This window comes from Lysinibacillus sp. UBA6686 (assembly GCF_002455205.1).
Lineage (GTDB): Bacteria > Bacillota > Bacilli > Bacillales_A > Planococcaceae > Lysinibacillus > Lysinibacillus pakistanensis.
Window position 1 is genome coordinate 107,763 of sequence record NZ_DKJS01000037.1, and the last position, 18,940, is coordinate 126,702.

At 38.9% G+C, this 18,940-nt stretch carries 14 protein-coding genes, 1 pseudogene and 1 other annotated feature; of the genes and pseudogenes, 7 read left to right on the forward strand and 8 right to left on the reverse strand.

Translation table 11 applies throughout. From position 1 onward, the window contains the following. The first annotated feature begins 153 nt into the window (after positions 1-153). Positions 154-963: a cobalamin-binding protein gene (locus B2R82_RS09680; protein ID WP_286924647.1), complete on the forward strand. Its 810-nt coding sequence runs from the start codon at positions 154-156 to the stop codon at positions 961-963. 176 nt (positions 964-1,139) lie between these two features. Here the strand turns inward: B2R82_RS09680 and tyrS are convergent, their stop codons facing one another. Next, positions 1,140-2,408, reverse strand: a complete 1,269-nt coding sequence (tyrS, locus tag B2R82_RS09685; RefSeq protein WP_286924648.1) for a tyrosine--tRNA ligase — start codon at positions 2,406-2,408, stop codon at positions 1,140-1,142. A 70-nt stretch (positions 2,409-2,478) separates the two neighbouring features. Continuing rightward, positions 2,479-2,687 (reverse strand) — a binding site (T-box leader). A gap of 102 nt (positions 2,688-2,789) precedes the next feature. On the opposite strand from tyrS, the gene B2R82_RS09690 reads away from it, so the two are divergent. Then, positions 2,790-5,846, forward strand: a complete 3,057-nt coding sequence (locus B2R82_RS09690; protein ID WP_286924649.1) for a transglycosylase domain-containing protein — start codon at positions 2,790-2,792, stop codon at positions 5,844-5,846. Between the two features lie 172 nt (positions 5,847-6,018). Beyond that, a complete protein-coding gene (locus B2R82_RS09695; protein ID WP_286924650.1) occupies positions 6,019-6,900 on the forward strand; it encodes an NAD-dependent epimerase/dehydratase family protein in 882 nt (293 codons plus the stop codon). A 68-nt stretch (positions 6,901-6,968) separates the two neighbouring features. Here the strand turns inward: B2R82_RS09695 and B2R82_RS09700 are convergent. The 4 genes and pseudogenes from B2R82_RS09700 to argC all read right to left on the reverse strand — a co-directional run bounded on the left by B2R82_RS09700 (position 6,969) and on the right by argC (position 11,258). After that, positions 6,969-8,103, reverse strand: a pseudogene (locus B2R82_RS09700) (acetylornithine transaminase). 36 nt (positions 8,104-8,139) lie between these two features. After that, the gene (gene argB, locus B2R82_RS09705; RefSeq protein ID WP_286924651.1) at positions 8,140-8,928 is read right to left on the reverse strand and encodes an acetylglutamate kinase; all 789 of its coding nucleotides are present in this window, start codon (positions 8,926-8,928) and stop codon (positions 8,140-8,142) included. Then, positions 8,891-10,123: a bifunctional glutamate N-acetyltransferase/amino-acid acetyltransferase ArgJ gene (gene argJ, locus B2R82_RS09710; RefSeq protein ID WP_286924652.1), complete on the reverse strand. Its 1,233-nt coding sequence runs from the start codon at positions 10,121-10,123 to the stop codon at positions 8,891-8,893. Before argJ ends, argB begins: the two co-directional genes overlap by 38 nt. A gap of 100 nt (positions 10,124-10,223) precedes the next feature. Beyond that, positions 10,224-11,258, reverse strand: a complete 1,035-nt coding sequence (gene argC, locus B2R82_RS09715) for an N-acetyl-gamma-glutamyl-phosphate reductase (RefSeq protein WP_286924653.1) — start codon at positions 11,256-11,258, stop codon at positions 10,224-10,226. Positions 11,259-11,542: 284 nt separating this feature from the next. Between argC and B2R82_RS09720 the strand changes: the two genes are divergently transcribed. Then, entirely contained in the window at positions 11,543-11,884 is a 342-nt protein-coding gene (locus tag B2R82_RS09720; RefSeq protein ID WP_286924654.1) for a hypothetical protein, read from the forward strand. A 71-nt stretch (positions 11,885-11,955) separates the two neighbouring features. Here B2R82_RS09720 and acsA read toward each other — a convergent pair whose 3' ends face one another. Next, positions 11,956-13,683 (reverse strand): acetate--CoA ligase, encoded by a 1,728-nt coding sequence (gene acsA, locus B2R82_RS09725; protein WP_376781203.1) that lies wholly within the window; start codon positions 13,681-13,683, stop codon positions 11,956-11,958. A gap of 346 nt (positions 13,684-14,029) precedes the next feature. Here acsA and B2R82_RS09730 point away from each other — a divergent pair, with 346 nt between their 5' ends. The 3 genes from B2R82_RS09730 to B2R82_RS09740 are packed head-to-tail and all read left to right on the forward strand — an operon-like array spanning position 14,030 to position 16,494. Then, positions 14,030-14,662 (forward strand): GNAT family N-acetyltransferase, encoded by a 633-nt coding sequence (locus B2R82_RS09730; RefSeq protein WP_286924655.1) that lies wholly within the window; start codon positions 14,030-14,032, stop codon positions 14,660-14,662. A gap of 24 nt (positions 14,663-14,686) precedes the next feature. Continuing rightward, positions 14,687-15,337, forward strand: coding sequence for an acetoin utilization AcuB family protein (locus tag B2R82_RS09735; RefSeq protein WP_286924656.1), 651 nt, complete (start codon positions 14,687-14,689; stop codon positions 15,335-15,337). Then, positions 15,334-16,494, forward strand: coding sequence for an acetoin utilization protein AcuC (locus B2R82_RS09740; RefSeq protein WP_286924657.1), 1,161 nt, complete (start codon positions 15,334-15,336; stop codon positions 16,492-16,494). Before B2R82_RS09735 ends, B2R82_RS09740 begins: the two co-directional genes overlap by 4 nt. A gap of 168 nt (positions 16,495-16,662) precedes the next feature. On the opposite strand, the gene ccpA is transcribed toward B2R82_RS09740, so the two are convergent. Both ccpA and B2R82_RS09750 read right to left on the reverse strand, forming a co-directional pair. Next, the gene (gene ccpA, locus B2R82_RS09745; protein WP_286924658.1) at positions 16,663-17,667 is read right to left on the reverse strand and encodes a catabolite control protein A; all 1,005 of its coding nucleotides are present in this window, start codon (positions 17,665-17,667) and stop codon (positions 16,663-16,665) included. A gap of 183 nt (positions 17,668-17,850) precedes the next feature. Beyond that, positions 17,851-18,936 (reverse strand): bifunctional 3-deoxy-7-phosphoheptulonate synthase/chorismate mutase, encoded by a 1,086-nt coding sequence (locus B2R82_RS09750; RefSeq protein WP_286924659.1) that lies wholly within the window; start codon positions 18,934-18,936, stop codon positions 17,851-17,853. Positions 18,937-18,940 lie beyond the last annotated feature (4 nt).

Here is an 18,940-nt window from a genome sequence, read left to right on the forward strand (position 1 = left end):
CTGGAGGGATCAACATCGTGTTGACCTAAAGCCACAGCGGATGTTGAAGGGGAGCTTTTCAAGGGAGCTCGAAAAAACCCTGAAGCATTTGCTCATTGTGCGTATCGCCTATACTCGCTATACTTTTCTTAAAAACAATGGGGGTAAAGGAATATGCGTTTAATTTCAATTTGTCCTAGTAATACTGAGCTTGTAGCGTATTTAGGTTTGCTGGATCAGCTTGTTGGTGTTGATGATTTTTCTGATTGGCCATTAGCAGTGAAAGACTTGCCCCAGCTCGGACCAGATTTATCGATTAATATGGATGCATTAGAGGCATTACAACCAGATCTTGTACTGGCATCCTTAAGTGTCCCTGGCATGGAAAAGAATATTGAAGCATTACAAGCTAGAAATATACCACATATTGTGTTTAATGCTAATTCCTTAGAGGAAATTGCACAGGATCTTCATACTTTAGGCAAAGCATGTGGTGTTGAGGACCGCGCTAAAAACATAGCTGAGAGTTATTTACAATGTATTGAACACTTACGTTCCATTGCTCAAACAGTTGCTAAAAGACCTACACTCTATTGGGAATGGTGGCCAAATCCTATTTTTACAGCAGGGAAATTAAACTGGCTCACTGAAATTAGTGCCATTGCGGGTGGTCAAAATTGTTTTCAGGATGTAGCATTAGCTAATGTGCAAACTGATTGGACAGATGTAGTACAACGTAATCCTGACTATATTTTGATGGCTTGGGTAGGTGTTGCCTTTGAGCGAATTCAACCAGCAAATTTATTGAAACGTCCTCATGCGCAGGAGCTACAAGCCGTTCAATTACAACAACTTTATGTGATGGAGGAATGGCTTTATTGTCGCCCATCCCCACGTCTACTAGAGGGAGCATTAAAGCTCGCTAAATTGCTTCATCCTGAGAATTATGAAAATGTAAAACTTCCAACTTTTTTAAATAATTAAAGCAAAATATCCTTGAAAACTAGGTGAATTACAAAGCTTAAAACGTAACACTTAAGAATGTACAGTAATTATGAAAAAATAATTAATCCAAATCCTCAACTGAACGATAAAAAAGGTCGATTTGCATCACATTTCTGTGGCAAATCGACTTTTTCAGGGTTTTGATTATATTTTAATTAAACAAACTTCACCATATGGTATTTTTTCTTCCCACGACGTACAATGCTAAATGCGTCCTCTAAACGATCCTTCCCATCAATTACATAACCTAAATCAGTGACCTTTTCACCGTTCACACTAATTGCTCCATTCGTGACATCCTCACGAGCTTGACGTTTTGAAGGTGAGATAGCCGCTTCCACCAGTAAGTCCACAATGTTTTTATCTTCTTTTGCCATTTCAATAGAAGGAACATCTTTAAAAGCATCCTTCATTTCCTCAGCAGAAAGTGATTTTAAATCTCCTGAGAATAATGCAGCTGTAATGCGAATGGCTTGATCTAATGCTTCTTGACCATGAATTAAGCGAGTCATTTCTTCAGCTAGTGCTTTTTGTGCCTTACGTAAATGAGGTTCCTCTTCTACAGATACAGCTAATGCTTCAATTTCTTCTCGAGAAAGGAATGTGAAGATTTTTAAGTATTTTACAACGTCAGCATCGGCAGCATTAATCCAGAATTGGTAGAACTCGTATGGAGATGTTTTTTTGCCATCCAACCATACAGCTCCACCTGCTGTTTTACCAAATTTTGTACCATCTGCTTTCGTTACTAAAGGAATTGTTATACCAAAAGCTTTCGTTTCTTCCTCATGTGTTTTACGAATCACTTCTAAACCTGTTGTAATATTCCCCCACTGGTCAGAGCCACCTACTTGAATACGACAGTTGTACTGGTTGTATAAATGATTGTAATCAATACCTTGAATTAAAGTATACGCAAACTCAGTAAATGAAATTCCTGTATCAAGGCGTGATGCAATCGTATCCTTCGCAAGCATGTAGTTAACGTTAATTAATTTCCCGTAATCACGTAAAAATTCAATCGTGTTCATTTTGCCAATCCAGTCACGGTTATTCACTAATTGTGCGCCATTGCCATCTTCCGCAAATTCAAAAATACGCTCTAATTGCCCACGAATACCCTGAACATTTTTATCAATTTGTTCAACCGTTTGCAATTGACGCTCCTCTGAACGACCAGATGGATCACCAATCATACCTGTCGCCCCACCCACTAACAAAATTGGACGGTGACCAGCTTTTTGAAAGCGACGTAGCGTTAAAAGAGGGACAATATGTCCAATATGCATAGAATCAGCAGTTGGATCAACACCACAGTATAATGAAACCGACTGTTCATCTAAAAGTTTAGCCATTCCTTCAGCATCGGTTTGTTGGTATAGCAGACCGCGCCATTCTAAATCTTGTAATAATTCGTTCGTCATTTTTATTCCTCCTAAGTTTTAATATCTCGTGTAGGGAGAACAAAAAAGTCCCTACACGCAAACAATTGCATGCAGGGACGTTAAATTGTAAATTAACGCGGTACCACCCAGCTTGAAGATGTCATCCATCTTCCACTTCATTCAACCGCCTTTATCGCAGGCGCGCACGTCTAAGCTCCAAGCACGTAATTCATCTCTACACTTTGACCAGCTTTCACCAACCGCTGGCTCTCTAAACAGGGAATATAGAAACTACTGCAAGCTCTTCTTCACTAGAAAACTATAAGCATTATTCTATACGATTCTTTTTGATTGTCAATAACTATGTTCGAGCCAAATCAATATGTGCTATAATAAACAAGATTTTAGGAGGTCGATACATTGAAAGATTGGATTGAGAAAATCAATGCAAAGATCGATGAATTAATTCAACAAAAATGGATGAAGAGATTACGTATTTCAGGTAGTGTTACCTGGAACTTATTTTTACTATTTTTAGTCTTTGCATTGGTGGGCACTGTATTTGCCGGTTCAGTGGGTGCCGGCTATTTTGCATCTCTCGTAAAAGAAGAACCGTTACGCTCTAAGAAAGATTTACGAGAGCTTATTTTTAACTATGACTCTACCAGTGAGATTTATTTTGCCAATGATATTTATATTGGGAAATTACGAACTGATTTAGATCGTCGTGAAACAACACTTAATAATGTGTCACCTGATGTTATTAATGCCGTTCTCGCAACAGAAGATGAATACTTCCGTGAGCATAATGGGATTGTGCCAAAAGCTGTTATTCGAGGTTTGCTTCAGGATGTTACAAACTCTGCAACACAAACAGGTGGCTCTACATTAACACAACAACTTATCAAAAACCAAGTATTAACAAATGAAGTATCCTATGAACGTAAAGCAAAAGAACTTTTACTTGCTATGCGATTAGAGCACTTTATGACAAAGGATGAAATTTTAGAGGCCTATTTAAACATTATTCCTTATGGTCGTAATGCGTCAGGGCGAAATATTGCAGGAGTTGAGACGGCAGCTGAAGGTATATTTGGTGTCAAAGCAAAAGATTTAACGCTACCTCAAGCGGCGTACATAGCAGGTATTCCACAAGCACCTTTTGCCTATACACCTTTTACAAATAAAGGTGTACTTAAAAGTGAAGAAGCACTTCAACCCGGCATTGATCGTATGAAAACCGTCCTTTATCGTATGAAGGATGCAGGTTACATTGATGAAGCTCAGTATCAAACAGCACTAAACTATGACATCAAAGCAGACTTCCGTTCACCAGAAATGCGCCCAGAAGACCGCTATCCATGGTTAACATATGAGCTGGAAAGTCGTGCAACAGATATTATTGCTGAAAAACTAGCAGCGGAAGATGGAATTGATCCTGAACGCTTAAAGAATGAAGAAAAATTAAAAGATAAGTACAAGATTCTAGCAGATCGTGATGTCCGCTCTAAAGGCTATCGTATTTATTCAACAATCAATAAAGATATGTACGATGCCATGCAAAAAGCAGCAGAGAACTTTAAATATTATGGTCATACGTATACAGGAAAAGATAAAGATCCTGTAACAGGTGAAGAAATAGATGTAGAAATGCCAGTACAGGTAGGAAGTATTTTAATTGAAAATACTACTGGGCGTATTTTAAGCTTTGTAGGTGGTCGTGACTTTAAAACAACTGAAGTAAACCATGCAACACAGGCATTCCGCCCAAACGGTTCAACAATGAAGCCATTACTTGTTTATGCACCAGCAATTGAATATGGTGTAATTGGCGCAGGTAGTCCATTAGTTGACGTAAAATTCTCTATCGGCAAATGGAGTCCTAAAAACTATATTACAAGTGATGAACGTGGCTTAATTCCTGCACGTGAAGCGTTAGCAGACTCACAAAACTTATCAGCCTTACGTTTATACAATGATATTATTAATAAACGTCCTGCTGATTACTTAGCAAAAATGGGCTTTACTAAATTAGCCCCTAATGATTATACAAACCTTTCAACAGGAATTGGCGCATTAGAAGTAGGAACAACTGTAGAGGAAAATACAAATGCCTTTGCAACCTTTGCAAATGGTGGTCAGTTCATTGATGCCTACATGATAGATAGAATTGAGGATCAAGAGGGAAATATCGTTTACAAACATGAAGCTGAACCTGTACAAGTTTATAGTCCTGAAACTTCTTACATCATTACAGATATGCTTCGAGATGTGTTAACTAAGGGAACAGGTACAATGGCAAAAAACACGCTAAAATTCTCTGCTGATTTTGCTGCAAAAACAGGTACTACACAAGAATATAAAGATGTATGGCTAGTTGGCTATAACCCAAATGTATCACTTGGTGTATGGTTGGGCTATGATAAACAAAGAACTTTATATGCATTTAACAGTACGTATTTGCAGCCTAGTGTGCGTATAAACAAGCTATGGGGAACATTAATGAATTCGGTCTATGATGTTGATCCGCAATTAATAGCCCCTAAAACAAGATTTAAGCAGCCAAAAAATGTTGTGTCTGCTTCATTCTGTGGTATTTCTGGTTTAGCACCTTCAGCAGCATGTTCTAGCGCTGGACTTGTGCGATCCGATTTGTTTAACGCAAAAGTCTTTTTACCTTCCCAACCTGATGATAGCCTTGCTTCTTCAAGTGTTGTAACGATTAAAGGGAAAACATATAATGCTCTCCCTAGCACACCGCCGGAATTTGTAAAACCAGGTGGCGCAGGTATTAACCAAGCATTTATAAAACGCATGCTTGGACGACTTGGTGGTAACCCTGCTAGTCTACTGCCTAAAAATTCAACATTATCGAATTCATCTGTTTCAGCGGTTGACTTCCCAGCAGATGGCAACCCACCAGCAGCAGTAACTGCATCGATTAATGGCAACACATTATCTTGGTCAGGCTCTTCCAATGATGTTGTTGGTTACCGAATATATAATGTGACAAACGGTGGTCATACGCTTGTCAATTCAGTGCTTGAATCAACCCAAAGCATGACAGTAGCAAGTGGACAAGCCTACGTTGTTGTTGCTGTAGATATCACAGGTTTAACCTCTCCGCAATCAAATGTGGTTTCAACTGGAGGAAGTGGGGATGAACCTGATCAGGAGGACGATCAAGAGACAACTCCTCCAATTACGCCACCTGAGGATGGTACTGGCAATAATGGCAATGGCTCTGGGAATGGAACCGGTGGTAATAATGGGAATGGATCTAATAATGGCAATGGTTCCAGCAGTAATGGCAACGGCTCGAACAATGGTAATAATGGCAATAATGGCAATGGCACGGGCAACGGAAATAATGGCAACAGCTCAAATAACGGCAATGGCTCTGGAAACAACGGGAATGGAAATACTGGAGGAGACAACGGTAATACAACTCCACCACCTGAAACACCGACTCAATAATTGCCTTAACGAAGCGCTTTGTCATCTTCTGAGAAATGATGCCAGCTTTCCCATCCTTTGAAGCTTTCAAACTAATATTTAAATAAATAGACTTCCTCCAAGCACTTTTGCATTGTAGGAAGTCTATATTTTTGTCATGATAAAGAGGACTACTAATAAGGGGTGGAAAAGTATGAACATATTGGTAATAGGCGGTACACGTTTTTTTGGAAAAAAGCTTGTTGAGCTATGTCTTCAAAATGGACACACTGTTACGATATTAACACGCGGCCAAAGTGGTAATCCTTTTGGGGCACAGGTAAAGCAGTTAATTGTGAATCGTGATGATGCCGAAGCGTTAGCACAGGCGCTTGAAAGTTCCTCATGGGATATCGTCTTTGATAATATTTGTTATGCACCAGATGAAGCTCAAAAACTATGTGAAATTTTAGAAGGTAAAACAAAAAAACTCGTTTTTACCTCTACTCTATCCACTTACGAGGTAGACGGTAATGTAAAATCGGAAGAGGATTTTAATCCTTATGATTATGAAATTCGTATGGGGAACCGTGAAGATTTTTCTTACGGTGAAGGCAAACGACAAGCTGAAGCACTATTTTTCAAAGAGGCTACCTTCCCTATTGTTGCTGTGCGTTTTCCAATTGTTATGGGCGAGAACGATTATACACAACGTTTACACTTTCATGTGGAGCGAATTGTCAAGGGAGAACCGATTTCTTTACCCAATATTGAAGCAAAGATGAGTTACATCACAGATGAGGAAGCCGCAGCTTTTTTATATTTTGCCGGTATTTCTCCAATAGAGGGTCCTTATAATGCTACAGCAACAGGAGCCATTTCTTTAAAGGATTTAATAGGACTAATTGAAGAGGCTAGTGGAAAACATGCTAGAATTTCGCTAATTGGTAGCGATGAGCATTCACAGTCACCCTATGGAGTTCCAGCAGATTGGTATATGTCAAATGCAAAGGCAGAAGCTGCTGGCTTTACATTTAGCCAACTCCATGATTGGCTCCCCGACCTAGTAAAGACATTGGTAAAACAGCTACAATAAACTATGACCAACACAAAGAATCTGCTAGATTTAAACTAGCAGATTCTTCAATGAAACAATTTTAATAATTAAGGCAATATTGTTTTTAAAATAATAATCGCTTCATCAATTTCCTCTTTTGTTACTGTCAAAGGTGGTAATAAACGAATAACATTTGGTCCCGCTCCCACTAATAATAAGCCCTTTTCCTCTGCAGCCGTAATATATGGCGCCACTTCTGCAGTACCACAACCAATTCCAAGCAGTAAACCTTGGCCCTGTACCGTGTAAGTAGAAGGCAGATTCACCTTTAACTGATTCACAAAATAGGCTGATAGCTCCTGTACATTTTGCAAAAATGCGGAATCAAAAACATGATCTAGTACAGTTTCTGCTACACTCATCGCGAGTGGATTACCACCAAATGTCGTGCCATGGGTTCCAGGACCAAATGTGTCATATAATTCAGCAGTTCCAAGCATACCACCGATAGGGAAGCCGCCACCCAGTCCTTTTGCTAATGTCACGATATGTGGTTTTAAAATTGTTTGCTCAAAGGCATATCTTGTGNNCTCCAGTTCGTCCTATTCCTGTTTGAACCTCATCAACAATCAGTAGAATTTCTTTTTCCTCACAGATTTTTGCTAATGCAGCGGCAAATTCCTCAGATACAGTGTTTACGCCTCCCTCTCCTTGAATCATTTCTAGCATTATGGCTGCTACAGAATCATCAATAGCTGCTTCAAGGGCATTCACATCATTAAAAGGAAGAATTGTAAATTTACCAACAAGTGGTCCAAAGCCATTATGTACCTTGCCCTGACCTGTTGCGGACATTGCGCCAAAAGTTCTCCCATGGAATGATTTTTCAAAGGAAATTATATGATGCTTCCCTGTATGCTTACGGGCTAATTTAATAGCCGCTTCATTGGCTTCAGCACCACTATTGCAGAAAAACGCATAGGAAAAATGTGTATCGGCTATTAGTTTTTGTGCAACCTTCTCTTGACCTGGTATATCAAATAAATTAGAGATATGCCATAGCTTTTCACTCTGCTCCTGGATCGCTTTCACAATCGCGGGGTGCGCATGACCTAAACTTACTACAGCTATTCCACTAGTAAAATCTAAATATTTTTTTCCAGCAGTATCTTCTACAACTGTTCCTCGTCCTTTGACTATTTGGGCACGGCGCTTGCCATAGTTACCAAATAAAGCACTCATTCTTATCAGCCCCTATTCTACTAAATTTAATCATCCCTACAATGGGGTGAAACCTCTTTTACTGTCTAAAATGGTCGTTCCTACTAAAGATTCGCCAACAATTTGGACAGATGGGATTCCTGCATTTAAGCATTCTAAGGCTCCTTGGACTTTAGGAATCATACCACCGTAAATATGTCCTTCTGCAATCCATTGATGGATTAAGGCAGGCGTTGCTTGTGATTGATATTCATTATGAATACGAATACCACTTACATCTGTGACAAGTAATAGACTGTCTGCTTTGATTGCTAATGCGATTTCACTAGCAACTGTATCTCCATTAATATTCAGTGCCTGACCCGATTCATTCGCTCCGATACAAGCAATAATTGGCACAATATTCGCATTGATTAATGCTTCTAGCAAGGATGTATTAACTGTATTGACTTCTCCTACAAATCCATAAACATCTTTATCAAGATAATCGGCTACCATTAATTTTCCATCAAAGCCATTTAATCCTATCGCAGTAATGCCTGCTGATGTTAATTCATGAACTAGATCAGGATTAACTTTTCCAATAAGTGTTGTCTGAACGATGTCAATGGCAGCTTCATTTGTGACACGGATTCCATTTAAGGTATGGGATTCAACCTTTTGAGCCGCGAGTTCACGGTTGATGGCTGGACCACCACCATGCGTAATGATAAGCTCTACCCCGCTTTCTTGAAGCTTTTTAAAATTTTCAAAAAACGCCTCATTTAAGCCTTCTAGCGTACTGCCGCCAAGCTTAATGACCATACGTTTACGAGCGGTATGATGCATTGATTTGAACGTAGTCATAAGTTAAATCACATCCCCATGCATGCCCCTTGCCCTCACCTAAACCAAGTGACACATAAATTTTTACTTCATGCATTTTTAAAATTTGAATCAATTCATCTTCTGAGAAAGGTATGGGCTCGCCGTTTTCTACCATTGTTGCCCCACCGATTTGAATCGTAATTTTATCTGGATCAACAGTTGCTCCACTATAGCCTACTGCCGCAATTATGCGTCCCCAGTTGGCATCACATCCGAATACGGCTGTTTTTACAAGTGGTGAACCAACTACCGTTTTAGCAATTTTACGTGCTTCTTCATGTGATATGGCACCTTCCACTTCTACCTCAATTAGCTTCGTTGCTCCTTCACCATCTTTCGCAATCATCTTTGCAAGATCTTGAGCAACTGTTTTCAACGTATAATAAAAGTTTTGCCAATCTGGATGTGCAGGTGTTAAAGCTTCGTTTCCTGCTAAACCATTTGCCATAACCACAACAGTGTCGTTTGTTGATGTATCTCCATCCACTGTAATAGCATTAAACGTCAAATTTGTGATATCGGATAATGCACTCTGCAATACTTCCGATTCGATATACGCATCCGTTGTAATAAAACCAAGCATCGTTGCCATATTCGGCTCAATCATACCTGAACCTTTTGCCACTCCAGCGATAATAACCTCCTTACCATCAACTGTTGTACTATAGCTTGTGTTTTTCATCACCGTATCAGTTGTCATTATTGCCTGTGCAAAATCAATAGCACTTTCTAAATCATCCTTTGGTTCTAATTGCGTAATCCCTTTTGTAACTGGCTCCATTTTCATTATTTCACCGATAACACCCGTTGAACAAACCCCCACTAGATTTGCTTCAATACCAAGCTTCTCTGCTGCTAGGAATTGCATTGTTTGCGCATCCTTTACACCTTGCTTTCCTGTACATGCATTTGCATTTCCAGAATTCACAATCATTGCTTGCATTTTCTTAGTTGTATACACAACTTCCTTTGTTACCTTTAATGGTGCTGCTTGCACAGCGTTGGTAGTAAATACACCCGCAACACTTGCTGGTACTTCACTTACTAATATGGCCAAATCCTTTTTCTTATGTTTTAAACCACAATGTAGACCGGCTGTTTTAAAACCTTTTGGTGAGACAATATTTTTACTTGACAATTTTTTCATAATATTCGTTGATGCTATTAGTGTCATATACTAATTCCTCCTTAAATTTAAAATAAGAGAAGCATACAGTTTCCTGCATGCTATAAAATGAAGGCTTCTTCAACCTAACTTTTATGAGGTTACGATATTAAATAAAGAACGGTACAACATCCAGCCCTGTTGTTTGCGGTAAATTAAATTGAACGTTCATATTTTGAATGGCTTGCCCTGCCGCCCCTTTGACTAAATTATCGATAACCCCAACAATCGTGGCACGGTTTGTTCGGCTGTCTACTTTCGCAAAAATATCGCAATAGTTCGAACCTTTTACACGATTTGTTCCTAGACTATTGACATCCGTAACAATTCGAACAAATGGATGTTTGTCATAGGTATTTTTTAAACAAGAAATCAATTGTTCCTCTGTGACACCAGGCATAATCGGTGCGTAAGAGGTCGATAAAATCCCTCGTGTCATTGGTACTAAATGCGTATTGAAAGTTATTGCTGTCTGAACATCTGCAAACATTGAAATAGCCTGTTCGATTTCAGGGATATGCTGATGTGAATTTGTTTTATAGATTGAGAAATTCTCATTTGCCTCACTAAAATGTGTTGTCTGTGATGGTTTATTCCCAGCTCCAGAAATCCCGCTTTTTGCATCTATTATTAAAAAGCTCGGATCGATTAATCGCTCCTTTATTAGCGGTAATATGGATAGTAGAACCGCAGTAGGGTAACATCCGGGATTGGCAATAAGAGCTGCATGTTGCACATTTTCAGCATTCCATTCAGTTAAGCCATAAACACTTTGCTGAATAATATCCAGCGGTGCTGCTTTCTTGCCATACCATGTTTCATAGCTTGTAGTGTCTTTTAACCGAAAGTCACCGGATAAGTCTATTAATTTAGGACCTTTCCCTACTAATGGGGGCAAAAGCTCACTAGTCACCCCAGAAGGCGTACTTGTAAAAACCACATCATATTTCTCTAAAGCTTCATAATCAATTTTTTGTAACGGTGTATCAGCAATTTGAACGAGATGCCCAAACTTAGAAGAAAAAATTACACCTTCCTCAGAAGATGTAAATAACTCAATCTGCTCTACTGCTTTATGATTATGTAAAAATCGAATAAGCTCCAGTCCACCGTAGCCAGTTGCACCAACAATTCCTACTTTCAATACACTCACCTCTGAAATAAGTTAAAATTAGTATACGACTGCATAATTATTAAGTCAATTGAATTTTTATTTATTTATAAAATTTATAATCTCGATGAATACAAAATACTTACAATCTTGCAGTAATAACCGATACTAAGCATGGTAATGTTTTTTAAATAAATAGTTGTCACACCTACTAAATTAATACCGTATAAATAATTAAAATTTTTTAAGAAATCTGTTAAATACATATTTCCAAATGGGAGGGTACTTTTATTTTGAAGCTACTAATATGTAACCTCATGTTTTTATTAGTACTAGCAGGGTGCTCATCTGCTATACCAGACAATCCAACTGCAAAATCTATTTTGAAAGAAAACCCACAGGTAGATATCCTTCAATACAATCAACTTATCTATACCAACGTTACCGAACCGGAATTCATACAAGATAATTTCATAAAAAGTGATAAATTAGGAGAAATCAAAAAGACGACGACCTCCTCTTTATTTTTTAAAGATTTTTATGCAACTAAATTACCCATAGGAACTGAAATTTTTGCAACAGACGATCAAAACACTTATACATTGATTATTGAATTAGATGGTGAACAAAAAATATATAAAGCGCTTATAGAAGGATAATTTTAAAGTTGAGCGTAAAAAAACAGGAATTTTTCGTTGACTGAAAAAATTCCTGTTTGATAACGATACTATTAGTCTTCCATCGTTGACAAATCTCCAGTTGGTAGATTTAACTCCCATGCCTTTAACACACGACGCATAATCTTACCACTGCGGGTTTTTGGAAGCTTATCCTTAAATTCAATTTCACGCGGAGCTGCGTGAGCTGATAACCCCTTCTTGACAAAATTACGGATATCTTCAATCAAAGCATCTGATGGCTCAACGCCTTCACGTAATGAAACAAAGGCTTTAATTATTTCACCTCGTACAGGGTCTGGCTTACCGATAACACCTGCTTCAATTACATCTGGATGCTCCAATAGCTTGCTTTCAACCTCGAAAGGCCCAACACGCTCACCAGCCGTCATGATTACATCATCTACACGCCCTTGGAACCAGAAGTAACCTTCATCATCCATATAAGCAGAATCTCCTGACACATACCATTCGCCTTTTAAGAAATAGGACTCATAACGCTCTGGATTGCCCCAAATTTGACGCATCATGGCTGGCCAGCCTCGACGAACTGCTAAATTCCCCATTGTAAATGGTGGCACTTCATTCCCAGCATCATCCACTATCGTTGCATGAATACCTGGCAATGGTTTCCCCATGGAACCTGGCTTAATATCCATAGAAGGATAGTTACAAATCATATGTGCACCAGTTTCCGTCATCCACCACGTATCATGAATACGATGACCTAGCTCTTCACTACCCCAACGAATTACCTCTGGATTTAACGGCTCACCAACAGATAACACATGACGTAAAGAAGATAAATCATAATTCTCAAGCATGCCACTACCTGCACCCATCAACATTCTGAAAGCTGTTGGTGCACTATACCAAACGGTTACACTATAATCCTCAATAGCTTGATACCAGGCCTGTGGTGAAAACCTTCCACCAACGATAAGCATCGTTACACCATTTAACCATGGACCAAAAATACCATATGCAGTTCCCGTTACCCATCCTGGATCAGCCGTACACCAATAAATATCATCCTCACGCAAATCTAATACCCATTGCGATGATTGATATTGTTGTAGCATTGCGTTATGGACATGTAATACGCCCTTTGGTGCACCAGTTGATCCAGAAGTATAATGCAGAATCATGCCATCTTCTCTGTCCACCCATTCAATATCAAATTGAGATGAAGCTTCTTTTAGACGTTTATTAAAATCTAAAATCTGTGAAGTTTCCTCTATATTAGAGCCTACTAAAAAGACATGCTGTAATTTAGGAAGCTTTTCTAAAGGTACTCGTTCAAGCAATTCAGGTGTCGTCACTAACGCTTTCGCTTCACTGTCTGCTAGTCGGTCGTAAACAGCTCCCTCCATAAATGCCTCAAACAACGGTCCAACAATAACGCCCATTTTCAATGCACCTAATAATGAAAAATACAGCTCAGGAGAACGTGGCATGAAAATAAATAAACGATCCCCTTTTTCTAAATTCGTCGCTGATTTTAAAACATTCGCAGCCTTATTAGTTTGCTTTTTCATTTCATTAAAAGAATAAGCCTCTTTTCGTTTACCATCAGTGAAATAAAGAGCTACCTTGTTCTTACGATATGTTTCCGTATGTCGATCAATCGCCTCATACGCCATATTCACACGACCTGTTTCGTACCAACTAAATCCTTTCTCTGTCTCTGCCCAATCATGTGTTGCTGCCGCTTCCTCGTAATTAGGTAAATTGTGTTGCCCAGGTAATGCTTTTAACTTCTCCATCATTTTCATCCCCATGAAACTACCCCTTTCTTTGCTATCGCTTTAGTACATTAGTAAGCAAACTTTAAATTATCCTATCAATAACTTTTCCCCCTTTAAAATTTGCCACCTTCTCCAAAGACAATTACGTTATGCAGCAAGTGTTATACAACAGTTTGAGTAGTAAAAAACAAATAAATTCTTATTCACACTACATTTATCTGTTAAATAACAGATGCAATATAAATCTATTTTACACGAATTCACTAAGAATGTCCTAATATTTTTATTTTTCCAAAAATACAGGTATATTTTGCAAAAATAAGCGTTTTTCCGCAAGAAATCAGCTATAATGGAATTATTAAACTCAGGTGGTGTAATTATGGAACATAAAAAAACTTTTTTTTCTGTCACAAAGGAAACAAAGCATGGTACTGTGTATGTGGAAGGACCTGTTCCTCCAGAAAAATTAGCTACATATTCATTCCATGAAGGCTTGGTTGCCTTTAGACCTCCTAAGCAGCAGCAGCAAGCTATTATTGAAATTGCAGGACTTCCTGAAGGGCGAATTATCGTTATTCGCCAAGAAGACATTATCGTAGGCTACGTCACCTATCTCTATCCAGACCCTCTTGAACGCTGGGCCGAGGACCGTATTGATAACATGATTGAGCTAGGCGCTATTGAAGTTATACCTGAATATCGTGGTACAGGTGCTGGTAAAGCATTGCTAGCTGTTTCTTTTATGGGAGATGAAATGGAAGACTATCTTGTTATCACTACTGAATATTATTGGCATTGGGACTTAAAAGGAACTGGCTTAAATGTCTGGGATTATCGTAAAATGATGGAGAAAATGATGAGCTCCGCTGGCTTCGAATATTTTGCAACAGATGATCCCGAAATTACTTCACACCCAGCCAACTGCCTGATGGCACGCGAAGGAAAACGTGTGCCTCCTGAAACAATGGAAAGATTTGATAAGCTTCGTTTTAGAAATCGCTTCATGTATTAAAACCAACACAAAGGGGATACGTATATGATCGTAGAAGAAATCATGAATGATGAGCCCTACACGCTGGCTCCAACAAATACAGTGCTTGAAGCGCTAAAGTTAATGCGTGAGAAAAAAGTGCGTCATTTACCAGTTGTAGATGCGGAACAGCATGTTCTTGGTGTCATCACAGAACGAGATATTAAAGAAGCCCTTCCTTCTTCATTGCGGGATGAACCCAATTCTCCCGTATTTAATGCAAAAGTGGAAGAAATAATGATTAAAAATCCACTAGTTGGTCATCCGCTTGATTTTGTTGAGGAGGTAGCTCTAACATTTTATGAATCTAAAGTAGGCTGCTTGCCAATTGTCTCTGGTGGCAAACTCGTTGGAATCGTCACAACTACCGATTTACTTTATACTTATATTGAATTAACTGGTGCCACTGAGCCCGGCTCAAAAATTGAAATTCGCGTAACTGACACACCAGGGATTTTATTTGAAATCACAAAGATATTCCATGAACATCATGCAAATGTCCAAAGCGTCTTAGTTTATCCTGACTCTGAAAATACACAAAATAAAATTTTAAGTGTCCGAGTGAAAACTCTCAATCCATTAGCGATGATTGAAGATCTTCGTAAAGAGGGCTTTGATGTACTATGGCCTAATTTACCAGGTGTTTCATTACAATGAAAAAGGCAGTATTTGTATACTCACCCGAGCAGCTCGGATACAAATTTTCAGATACTCACCCCTTTAATCATAAACGCTTGACGCTTACAATGGATTTGCTAAAAAATATTGACGCTCTTGACGACGTGGACATTGTTCCGGCTCGTATAGCAACAGAGGAAGAATTATTACTTGCACATGATCCTAAATATGTTGATATTGTCAAAAAAGCGGGTCATGGTGAGCTTTCCGATGCACAGGGAGAAAGCTATGGCATAGGCACTGAGGATACACCTATTTTTGAGAATATGCATGAAGCAAGTGCCCAGCTTGTCGGAGGAACGCTAACAGCTGTCGATTATGTTATGGAAGGCAAGGCTGAGCATGCCCTCAATTTAGGTGGTGGGCTACATCATGGCTTCCGTGGTCGTGCATCCGGTTTTTGTATATATAACGACAGTACAGTGGCCATCCGCTATTTGCAGGAAAAATATAATGCTCGTGTACTGTATGTAGATACCGATGCGCATCATGGGGATGGTGTACAATGGAGCTTTTATGAAGATCCAGATGTTTGTACATTGTCTATTCATGAAACAGGACGTTACCTTTTCCCCGGAACTGGTAATATAACAGAACGAGGAAATGGACAGGGCTATGGCACTTCTTTCAATTTTCCAATTGATGCTTTTACAGAGGATGAGAGTTTTTTAGAAATCTATGAAAAATCCATGAGGGAAATTTTTGAATTTTTCAAGCCCGATGTTGTGCTAACGCAAAATGGTGCTGATGCACACTATTTTGATCCATTAACACATTTATATGGCACTATAAATCTCTACAGAGAAATTCCAAAGCTTGCCCATCAATTAGCACATGAATATTGTGGTGGTAAATGGATTGCAGTTGGTGGTGGTGGCTACGATATTTGGCGTGTTGTGCCGCGCGCATGGGCTATGCTATGGCTAGAAATGACAGATCAGCAATTGCCAACAGGTCCTCTTCCACAAGCGTGGTTAGATCGCTGGCAACCTGAAGCGCCTGTACCATTTATTCCAACATGGGAGGATCCAAATCCCTTGTATGAGCCAATTCCCCGAAAGGCAGAGATTGAAGAAAAAAATGCGCAAATGTTAGCGAAAGCACTACATATTATTCGTAACGAAAAACGCGTTTAACGTATTATACGCCTCACGACCTCTCGTGGGGCTTTTTTTCATTGGTTGTGATGTCACTTAGCACTCTATCCATCACTTTTAGGCCGTTATCCTTCATTACAAGCAGTTCTATCCATCATTCAAAAAAAACACGCAAATCCTCAAGAAGATTTACGTGATTCTTAATGACTATTTACTTTTGACAGATTGTCGATGTTCAATACGATGCGGTAAGATAACCGCTTCATCTTCAACTGGCTCTTTATTCATTAGTTTTGTTAGTAAGCGCATAGCAACAGCTCCAATATCATAAAGCGGTAGCGCAACACTTGTTAGCTGTGGGCGTACCATTCGTGCTAATTTTGAATTTTCAAAGCTAATTACTTCGATATCCTCAGGTACACCCTTTCCTGCATCCTGTGCACCATGAATTAGTCCAATTGCTAATTCATCACTGCCAGCAAAATATGCAGTTGGGGGATTTTCCAGTGAGGATAATGTTTCCCAAGCCTCAAGACCCATATCATAGCTTGATTCCTCTGCAGCAATTAGGGATTCTTCTATAGGTAAGCCTGCATCTTGCAAAGCTTTTTTATAAGCCTCAAGCTTAAATTTCCCATTAATCGTATAAGTAAGTGGACCTGTTACGAAAGCGATTCGCTTATGTCCATTTTGAATAAGTAATGTGATAGCCTCATAAGCCGCTTGGTAATAGTCAATATTAACAGTTGCAATGGTTTGTGATTCATCTACTGAACCCGCAAGCACAATTGGTACTGGTGAATGATCCATTGTTTGTTGCATTTTTTCAGTCACTTCATCACTCATCATGACAATCCCATCTACCTGTTTGCCCAACATTGTATCCAGTAACTGTAGCTCTTTATCTTCATGTTGATCTGAGTTAGCTAAAATAATATTGTAACGGTACATGGTTGCAATATCCTCTACACCACGTGCCAGCTCCGCATAAACATTGTTTGCAATATCTGGGATAATCACGCCAACTGTTGTTGTTTTCTTACTTGCTAATCCTCGCGCTACTGCGTTTGGACGATATTCTAATCGTTCAATTACTTCTAATACTTTTTTTCGTGTTGCCGGCTTTACGTTTTGATTGCCGTTGACTACACGAGAGACCGTTGCCATTGAAACATTTGCTTCTCTTGCAACATCATAAATTGTAACAGTCATCGTACGTGCCTCCCTTTTTTCCTTTTATAGCCTTATCATACGATAATTTTCATATTCTTTTCAAGAAGAAGTACGTACACGATAAGAAAAACCAAGTTCAAATAGTACTATTCTAGACATTATTTCGTCACGATATAGTAAAAACCGCCTGCTGATTTAGCAAGCGGTATATTTTAAAACAATTTAAGCATGAATTTCATAGTTTTTCATGAATTTTTGCAGTGTTTCATAGAATGCGTCAAATGTAGGGATGTCCATTTGCTGTTGTGAGTCTGAAAGTGCTACAGATGGATCTGGATGCACTTCAGCCATTACACCATCAGCACCAATTGCAATGGCTGCTTTCGCACATGGTAATAATAAATCACGACGTCCTGTTGAATGTGTAACATCTACGAATACTGGCAAATGTGTTTCTTGTTTTAAAACTGGTACAGCTGAGATATCTAATGTGTTACGTGTAGCTTTTTCATAAGTACGGATACCGCGCTCACATAGGATGATGTTTTCATTCCCTTTAGACATAATGTATTCTGCTGCGTGAATGAACTCATCGATTGTTGCTGCTAAGCCTCGTTTTAATAGGACAGGTTTGTTTGTTGCACCTGCTGCTTTTAATAACTCGAAGTTTTGCATATTACGTGCACCAATTTGGATCACATCGATATAATCTAATGCTTCCTCTAAGTGACCTGGTGTAACAATTTCCGTAATGACACCTAAACCATATTCCTCTGACACACGTTTTAATATTTTAAGACCTTCTAGTCCAAGTCCTTGGAAGTCATATGGAGAAGTACGTGGCTTGTATGCACCACCACGAATTAATTTTTCACCTTTTGCTTTAATAGATTCTGCTACCGCTGCAACTTGCTCATATGATTCAACTGCACAAGGACCAAATACGAAAGATGGTTTCCCTTGTCCAATTAACTCACCATTGATATTGATCACTGTATCTTCTGATTTTTTCTTACGAGATACAAGCAATTCCTTCTTCTTATCTGCTTCAAGTTGTTTTAAAGCCGTTTTAAAGATTTGTTTAAATATATAATCAACCGTCATTTGGTTTAACGGACCCTGATTGTGTTCTTTAATAAGATCAAGCATGTGTCTTTCACGTAGCGGATCATAGCGATTCACACCTTGCTTTTCTTTAATTTTACCGATTTCATTCACTACAGCTGCACGTTCGTTAATTAGACGAAGAATTTCTAAGTTTAAGTCGTCTATTTGACTACGTAAGCTTTCTAAATCTTTTTGGCTCATGCTT

What these genes read in the sequence shown, in the direction of transcription:
- B2R82_RS09680 (WP_286924647.1), top strand. Translation starts at nt 154, where the DNA reads ATGCGTTTAATTTCAATTTGTCCTAGTAATACTGAGCTTGTAGCGTAT.
- tyrS (WP_286924648.1), bottom strand. Translation starts at nt 2,408, where the DNA reads ATGACGAACGAATTATTACAAGATTTAGAATGGCGCGGTCTGCTATAC.
- B2R82_RS09695 (WP_286924650.1), top strand. Translation starts at nt 6,019, where the DNA reads ATGAACATATTGGTAATAGGCGGTACACGTTTTTTTGGAAAAAAGCTT.
- argB (WP_286924651.1), bottom strand. Translation starts at nt 8,928, where the DNA reads ATGACTACGTTCAAATCAATGCATCATACCGCTCGTAAACGTATGGTC.
- argJ (WP_286924652.1), bottom strand. Translation starts at nt 10,123, where the DNA reads ATGACACTAATAGCATCAACGAATATTATGAAAAAATTGTCAAGTAAA.
- B2R82_RS09720 (WP_286924654.1), top strand. Translation starts at nt 11,543, where the DNA reads ATGTTTTTATTAGTACTAGCAGGGTGCTCATCTGCTATACCAGACAAT.
- acsA (WP_376781203.1), bottom strand. Translation starts at nt 13,683, where the DNA reads ATGGGGATGAAAATGATGGAGAAGTTAAAAGCATTACCTGGGCAACAC.
- B2R82_RS09730 (WP_286924655.1), top strand. Translation starts at nt 14,030, where the DNA reads ATGGAACATAAAAAAACTTTTTTTTCTGTCACAAAGGAAACAAAGCAT.
- B2R82_RS09735 (WP_286924656.1), top strand. Translation starts at nt 14,687, where the DNA reads ATGATCGTAGAAGAAATCATGAATGATGAGCCCTACACGCTGGCTCCA.
- B2R82_RS09740 (WP_286924657.1), top strand. Translation starts at nt 15,334, where the DNA reads ATGAAAAAGGCAGTATTTGTATACTCACCCGAGCAGCTCGGATACAAA.
- ccpA (WP_286924658.1), bottom strand. Translation starts at nt 17,667, where the DNA reads ATGACTGTTACAATTTATGATGTTGCAAGAGAAGCAAATGTTTCAATG.
- B2R82_RS09750 (WP_286924659.1), bottom strand. Translation starts at nt 18,936, where the DNA reads ATGAGCCAAAAAGATTTAGAAAGCTTACGTAGTCAAATAGACGACTTA.